Raw genomic sequence first — 7,607 nt, forward strand, 5'->3', positions numbered from 1 at the left:
GGGCCCCTCGGCCGGATCACACCGGGCCCGCGGGCCCGGTGTGATCCGGCCGAAGGCGCGGACGGCGTCCCATGAACGTCACCCGGACCGGTCTGACCCGCGACGCTGATTCCCCAGATCGCCGTCGCCGCCCTCGCGGCCAACGCGTTCGCGCCAGGAACCCGCCACCGCCCCCGAACGGACCAATAGTCACATAACGCTGATATCACCTGCTTGCATGAGTGTCCCGTACAACGTCAGAGGGGAACCCATGCGCTTGCTGAGCAATGCGGTGGTCCAGGGCTCCGGCCGCGGTGCCGGCGCCCGCCGGGCGGCCGGACGTGCCCTGGTGGGAGCTGTCGCTCTCGTGTCACTGCTGGGGGCGGCTCCCGCGGCCGTGCCGCCACCGACGCCGGGCAGTTCCGTGGTGACGGTGAAGACGGGCGGCGACCGTACGGCCGATTCGGTCGTCGGCCCGCTCGCCGGGGTGCGACTGGCTCTGTACGCGTCCGAGGACGCCACCACACCCGTCAACGGCACCTGGGCGCTGTGCACTTCGGATGCCGAGGGCGACTGCAGCTTCGTCGTCCCGGACACCGGCGACGGCGGCGCGAACGAGGGCGAGCGGTACTACGTCCGCCAGGTCGAGGACGGCGTCCCCGACGGCTGGTACACGAACCCAGATCTGCGGACCGGCAACGGCAGCGGGTCGAACTCGGTGCGGTCGCCGTACCGGTTCCGCACCCCGGCGCTGGAGGGCGGCCGGACGTACTCCTCCACCAGCGACTTCATGTTCAGCACCGACTACGCCGCCAACCCGTACGTCGCCTCCGGCGGCATCTGGCAGCAGTCGCGCCAGAACCCCGGCCTGCCCGAGAGCTGCGGACTGGACATCGCGCTCGTCCTGGACCTCTCCGCCTCCGTGGGCAGCGCGCTGCCGTCCCTGAAGGCGGCGGCCGACGGATTCACGGACGCGCTGGCGGGGACCCCCTCGCGCATGGCGCTCTTCTCCTTCGACCGGGGTTCACCGAGCACGGGCACGGCCAACCACCCCGCCCTGATGCCGGTCTCGACCCAGGCGGGCGCCGACTCCTTCAAGGACCTGTACAGCGACTGGACCCTGGGCTCGGGCACCAACTGGGACCAGGGCCTGTACGCGGTGGCCAAGGCCGAGCCGCACTACGACGCGGTCGTCGTCCTCACCGACGGCAACCCGACGTACTGGAACAACCCGCGCTCGGGTGACGGCTCGCACACCCACTTCGCCGATGTCGAGGGAGGGATCTTCGCCACCAACGCCGTCAAGGCCGAGGACTCCCGCGTCATCGCCGTGGGTGTCGGCAAGGGCGTCGAAGGGGTGTCCGGGCTGAACCTCCGGGCGATCTCGGGCACGGAGGCCTTCGACGGGACCAACCCGACGACCGCCGACTACTACCAGACCGAGGACTTCGCGGGAGCGGGCAAGGCCCTGACCGACCTCGCACTAACCAACTGCGCCGGGACGCTCTCCGTCATCAAGCAGATCGTGCCCGAGGACAACACGGGTGAGGACGTCACCGGCGCCACCCCTGCGGGCGAGGGCTGGGAGTTCACCGCGACCACCTCCACACCGGGCGTGGGCGGACTGCCCGACACCCAGGAGACCTCGTCGGACGGCACCGGCGCCGTGACCTTCGAACCCACCTACCCGGCCGGGACCGACTCCGCGGACATCGGCGTGGCCGAGACCCAGCAGCCCGGCTTCGACCTGGTGACGCAGGGCGGGCAGAACGCCGTCTGCACCGACCTCGACACCGACGAACCGGTGGCGGTCACCAGCACGGGTCCAGCCTCGGCCCCGGCCTTCTCCGTCGATGTCGCCAGGCTCTCCGCGATCAGCTGCGTCATGTACAACCGGCCCCGGAAGGCCGAGGGCGCGGAGGTCACCGTCGAGAAGGAATGGAGCATCGACGGAGAGACGTACGCCCACGAGGACAGGCCGGACGGCTTCGACGCGGACCTCACCCTGACCGGCCCCGGAACCGACGAGGCCACCGCCCAGAACTGGGGCGAGGCCCGCGACGGGTACACCGTCGGTGACACCACCACGATCGCCGAGACCACGACGGTGCCCGACTCCTGCACCCTGGAGAGCAGCCGGGTCACGGAGGCCGGCGGCGGCACGGTCGACGAGGCACTCCCCTACGAGGCCGAACTCACCGGGACGGAGAACGCGTTCACCGTGCGCAACACCGTGAGCTGCGAGGCTCGGCTGACGCTCGTCAAGCGCGTCGTCAACGAGCACGGCGGGACGGCCGGACCCGAGGACTGGACCCTCACGGCCGACGGCCCCGAGGCCCTCTCCGGTACGAGCGGCAGCCCCGAGGTCACGGACGTGGCGGTGCCCGGGGGGACGTACACGCTCGGCGAGTCCGGTGGCCCCGGGGGATACGCGTCGGCCGGATGGGCCTGCACCGACACCGGGGGCGAGGTACCGGTCGCCGACGACCGGGTGACGATCGCCCGGGGTGACGCGGTCACCTGCACCCTCACCAACAAGGACAAGGGCGGCTCCCCGCACCCTTCCCCGTCCCCGCACCCCACGAAGCCCCCGTGGGAGGGCGGCCACGGCGGTGGGGACCACGGTGGTGACCACGGCGACGGCGGACTCAGCGACACCGGCGCGAGCGGCAGCGGTGTGCTCGCCCTGACGGCCCTGGGATGCGTGCTGGCCGGCGCCCTGGCGCTGCTGGTCGTGGCGCGCAGGCGGCGCGGCTGACCCACCGGCCGTACGACCGGCTGTCCAGGACGAGGGCCCTTTCCGGAATGTTCGGCCGTTCCGGGAAGGGCCCTCCGCCAATACGACAGAGGGTGTCCGGTTTCGGCGCGAACATCGGTGCACCGGCGCAGCGCCGCACAACGACCCGGAGGATGCGTATGTCAGCAGAGCTGGACGGCAAGGTGGCCCTCGTCGCGGGGGCGACACGGGGAGCGGGCCGGGGAATCGCGGTCGAGCTCGGTGCGGCCGGAGCCACCGTGTACGTCACCGGCCGCACCACCCGGACCAGGCGCTCGGAGTACGACCGCCCGGAGACCATCGAGAGGACCGCCGAACTGGTGACGGAGGCGGGAGGCCTCGGCATCGCCGTACCCACCGATCATCTGGACCCGGCGCAGGTCGCCGCGCTGGTGGACCGCATCGCGGCGGAGCACGGCCGGCTGGACGTCCTGGTGAACGACATCTGGGGCGGCGAGCACCTCTTCGCGTGGGACAAGCCCGTCTGGGAACACGACCTGGACAAGGGGCTGCGGCTGCTGAGGCTCGCGGTCGAGACCCACGCGATCACCAGTCACCACGCCCTGCCCCTGCTGCTGCGCCACGAGGGCGGCCTGGTGGTCGAGGTGACCGACGGCACCGCGGAGTACAACAGGGACACCTACCGGGTCTCGTTCTTCTACGACCTCGCCAAGGCCTCCGTGCTCCGGATGGCGTTCGCCCTGGGCCACGAGGTGGGGCCGCGCGGCGCCACGGCGGTGGCCCTGACGCCGGGGTGGCTGCGCTCCGAGATCATGCTCGACCACTTCGGTGTCCAGGAGGAGAACTGGCGTGACGCGCTGGAGCGCGAGCCGCACTTCGGGATCTCCGAGACCCCCTTCTACGTCGGCCGGGCCGTCGCCGCCCTGGCCGCCGACCCGCGGGTGAGCCGCTGGAACGGGCGGTCGCTGTCCAGCGGCGGCCTCGCCCAGGAGTACGGCTTCACCGACCTCGACGGCAGCCGCCCCGATGCCTGGCGCTACCTCACGGAGGTCCAGGACCCCGGGAGGCCTGCCGACACGGCTGGGTACCGCTGACCGCGAGGCGTCCCGCCCCGGCGGCGCGGACCGGGCCGACGGCGGGGGCGGGGCGTGAGCGGGCAAAGTCGCCGTGGCAGACCGTCCATCCGTGACGGCCGGCATCGGCGCCGTGTTCATTCCTGCCCCCAGTCCCATGTGTCGTAGTAGGCGGCCACGCCGGTACGACGGGCTTCCGCCACCGCGCACAGCCGGGCGAAGTCCCGCTGTGGCATCAGGGATCTCCACTCGCACAGCGGCAGGACCCGGGCCTCTTCGTGCTCCTTCGGGTCCAGGACGACGCGGCGGATCTGCTCATCCGTGAGGCGGCCGCCGTCGAAGACCGCGCCCATGGTGCTGTACGGCCACTCCGCCCCTGGCAGCCCGTAGACCGCGGCCAGGAGCCGTGGCGGGCCGTCGACCGCGATGCCGGTCTCCTCCAGGCACTCCCGGGTCGCGGTCTGCCACGGCCGCTCGCCCGGTTCCATCGTGCCGCCGGCCAGCTGCCACGGGTGCGTCGCGCTGTAGACGGAGCGCAGTTGGAGGGGCCGGTCGTGCGCGTCGGTGAAATACACGCAGGCGAAACCCGTGGCCTTCATGAGGGTCTCGGCGTACTGCTCCGGGGGCAGCCAGGTCCGCTCGGTCTCCGGCCCGTCGATCCGTCTCACCGGCTCATCGAGCCGCGTCATCCGCATCGGCGCGGGGCCTGCCGCGAAACCCAGCCGGCGGTGGAGCGCTGCCGCCTCGTCGCCGGCGTGCGACTCGAACAGGGTGACGCCCTCCGCGTGCAGCCGGTCGACCAGTGCGGTCAGAACCGCCCTGGCGAGCCCTCGGCGCCGGTGGCCGGGCCGGGTGGCGACGGTGTGCACGCGCGCCGCGAGTCCCCCGGGACAGGACGGTTCCGGGAGCACCGGTTGGATCAGGCCGAGGGCGCAGGAGACGGGCGTGCCGTCCGGGGCGTCGACGACGAACGCCCTGGCGTCCCCGCCGGGGGCCAGCCTGGCCGTCATCTGGGTACTGCTCCGGGTGATCCACTCCTCGTCGGGACGCCCGGAGAGGCCGACGTCGGACCGCAGCCGGACGATGCCCTCGGCGTCGGCGGGCGTGGCCCGGCGCACCACCGGCACACCGGGCACCCCCGCCCGACCGCCGCCCGCCGTCGTCGCGCTTTCCAATGTGTCTCCTCCGCTGGTGTCGGCTGCGTCGTGGTGATCAACGAGCCGGCCCCGATTTCGAACACATGTTTTTCGGTCGCTCCGAGAACCCCGGTCTTGAGCGGATGCCGGAGGGTGCCACGTGCACGGACCCTTGTCCCGCAAGGAATCCGCGGTGAAGGTGGTTGGCCGAAACGCCGATGCCCTCGGTCGGGAGGAACACACACCCGCGCCACGGAATTGGCGCTGTGGGCCAGGTCGGAACACCCGGGCGGAGAACCACGCCCACCGGGCTGTCAGCGGAATCGCTGCATCCCCGCCATCGGCAGAGCAGTTCCGGCCATGACAGCCTGGGAGTGCAACACCGGCGACCACTGAGAAGAGGATCTTCTGATGACCGCAGTGCTGGAGACAACCGATCGGCTGATCGACCCGCAGGTGTTCGCCGGCCGAATCCACATCGACGGCGAGTGGGCCAAGGGTGCGGGCGGGACGACCGACTCGGTCGAACCGGCCACGGGCGAGGTTCTCGCCACCATCGGCCTCGCCGACGCGTCGGACGTCGCCCGCGCCGCGGAGAGCGCCGAGCGCGCGCAGAAGGAGTGGGCCGCTCTCCCGCATCCGCAGCGCGCCGCCGTGCTCCGCCGGGCAGGCCGGCTGTGGGAGCAGCACGCCGAGGAGATCGTCGACTGGAACGTGCGCGAGGTGGGATCGGTCCCGCCGTTCGCCGGATTCGCCGTCAAGGTGACCGCGTCGGAGTGCTACGAGGCCGCTGCCCTGCCGTCCCACCCGCTGGGGCAGCTGCTGTCCAGCGAGGAGCCTCGTCTGTCGTTCGCCCAGCGGGTTCCCGCCGGTGTCGTCGGCGTGATCTCGCCGTTCAACGTGCCGCTGATCCTCGGCATCCGCGCCGTCGCTCCCGCTCTCGCGCTCGGCAACGCCGTACTGCTCAAGCCCGACCCCCGTACGGTCATCACGGGCGGAATCACGATGGTGCGGATCTTCGAGGAGGCGGGCCTCCCGAAGGGCCTGCTGCAACTGCTGCCGGGCGGCGCGGAGGTGGGCGCGGCGATCGTCGAGGACCCGCGGGTCCGCGTGATCGCGTTCACCGGCTCCACCCGGGCTGGCCAGGCGGTCGGTGAGCTGGCCGGGCGCCATCTCAAGCGTGCCCACCTCGAACTGGGCGGCAACTCGGCGTTCATCGTGCGCCACGACGCCGACGTCGACAAGGCCGTCAACCTCGCCACCTGGGGCAACTACCTCAACCAGGGCCAGATCTGCATGTCGATCGGCCGGCACATCGTGCACGAGTCGCTCTTCGACGACTACGTCGCGGGGCTCGCCGCCAAGGCCGATTCGATGGTGGTCGGAAACCCCGCCACCGCACAGGTGCACATGGGGCCCGTGATCGACGCGACGCAGCGCGACCGCATCCACACATGGGTGGAGGAGGCGGTGGAGCAGGGCGCGACCCTCGCGGCCGGCGGCACCTACGACGAGCTCTTCTACCGCCCGACGGTGGTCGCCTCTCCGCCCACGGACGCCACGGTGTACCGCGAGGAGGTGTTCGGCCCGGTCGTGTCGGTCGTGTCGTACTCGACCGACGAAGAGGCCGTGGCGCTCGCCGCCGACACCGGGTACGGCCTCTCGCTCGGCGTGGTGACGGCCGACGGGCTGGCCGGTCTGGAACTCGCCCAGCGCATCCCGACCGGCATCGTGCACATCAACGACCAGACCGTGAACGACGAGGCGAACGCGCCGTTCGGCGGGGTCAGGACGTCGGGGACCGGATCGCGCCACGGCGGCGCCGACGCGAATGTCGAGGCGTTCACCGAGACCCGCTGGATCACGCTCCGCCGCGAGCCCGCGCAGTACCCGCTCTGACAAGGAGCGGGGCGGCCGGTGTACCGGGACGCGGAGCCTTCGTCCCGGTACACCGGCCCGGGTGTGACCCGTGGGGCAGTCCTACGGGCCGCCCGGCGTCACGGGGTCACCGGCGGCCCGGCGTCACCTGGTCACCGTCCATTTCTGGTTGGCGCTTCCGGTGCAGGTCCAGATCTGCAGCCGTGTGCCGTTGGCGCTGTTGCCTCCGCTCACGTCCAGGCACTTGTTGGCCTGCGGGTTCACGATGTCGCGGGCCGCGGGCGTCGCCCACTGCTGTGCCGCCGTCCCGTTGCAGTCGTACAACTGCACCGGGGTCCCGTCCGCCGTACCGCCCGAAGCGACGTCCAGGCACTTGCCCAGCGCACGGATGGTGCCGTCGGAACCGACCGTCCACTTCTGTGCGGCTGTTCCGTTGCAGTCGTACAACTGCACCGCCGTGCCGTTCGCCGTCGCGCCGGCCGCGACGTCCGCGCACTTGCCCGCGAGGCCGGTGATGGGTCCGCCGCCCGACTGTTCGCCGGTGGTCACGCGGACGTAGTCGACGACCAGTTGCTGCGGGAAGGTGGTGCTGCCGTCCGGGTCTCCCGGCCAGTAGCCGCCGACCGCGAGGTTCAGGATGAGGAAGAACGGCTTGTCGAAGACCCACCGGTTGCCGTTGAGGTCGGCGGGCGTGCGGCGCTGGTACACCGTCCCGTCCACCGACCAGGTGATCGAGTCGGGCGCCCAGTCCACCGCGAAGGTGTGGAAGGCGTCCGCGAACGCCGCCCCGCCCGGCAGGGTGTA

Annotated in this window: 5 protein-coding genes; 3 read left to right on the forward strand and 2 right to left on the reverse strand. The window is 71.8% G+C overall.

Annotated elements, in window-relative coordinates:
* The first annotated feature begins 250 nt into the window (after positions 1-250).
* Positions 251-2,737 carry a hypothetical protein gene (locus ACWCQM_RS28860; RefSeq protein WP_450918035.1) on the forward strand — a complete coding sequence of 829 codons (2,487 nt, stop codon included), beginning with the start codon at positions 251-253 and terminating at the stop codon, positions 2,735-2,737.
* Positions 2,738-2,895: 158 nt separating this feature from the next.
* Positions 2,896-3,810 (forward strand): SDR family oxidoreductase, encoded by a 915-nt coding sequence (locus ACWCQM_RS28865; RefSeq protein WP_450918036.1) that lies wholly within the window; start codon positions 2,896-2,898, stop codon positions 3,808-3,810.
* A gap of 116 nt (positions 3,811-3,926) precedes the next feature.
* On the opposite strand, the gene ACWCQM_RS28870 is transcribed toward ACWCQM_RS28865, so the two are convergent.
* Positions 3,927-4,964, reverse strand: a complete 1,038-nt coding sequence (locus ACWCQM_RS28870; RefSeq protein ID WP_450918037.1) for a GNAT family N-acetyltransferase — start codon at positions 4,962-4,964, stop codon at positions 3,927-3,929.
* Between the two features lie 372 nt (positions 4,965-5,336).
* On the opposite strand from ACWCQM_RS28870, the gene ACWCQM_RS28875 reads away from it, so the two are divergent.
* Positions 5,337-6,824 (forward strand): benzaldehyde dehydrogenase, encoded by a 1,488-nt coding sequence (locus ACWCQM_RS28875; protein WP_450918038.1) that lies wholly within the window; start codon positions 5,337-5,339, stop codon positions 6,822-6,824.
* A gap of 123 nt (positions 6,825-6,947) precedes the next feature.
* On the opposite strand, the gene ACWCQM_RS28880 is transcribed toward ACWCQM_RS28875, so the two are convergent.
* On the reverse strand, positions 6,948-7,607 hold a 660-nt coding region (locus tag ACWCQM_RS28880), incomplete at its 5' end, for a lectin (protein ID WP_450918039.1).

The organism is Streptomyces sp. NPDC002125 (genome assembly GCF_053593715.1).

Coding starts and splice junctions, on each gene's coding strand:
- ACWCQM_RS28860 (WP_450918035.1), top strand. CDS start 251: ATGCGCTTGCTGAGCAATGCGGTGGTCCAGGGCTCCGGCCGCGGTGCC.
- ACWCQM_RS28865 (WP_450918036.1), top strand. CDS start 2,896: ATGTCAGCAGAGCTGGACGGCAAGGTGGCCCTCGTCGCGGGGGCGACA.
- ACWCQM_RS28875 (WP_450918038.1), top strand. CDS start 5,337: ATGACCGCAGTGCTGGAGACAACCGATCGGCTGATCGACCCGCAGGTG.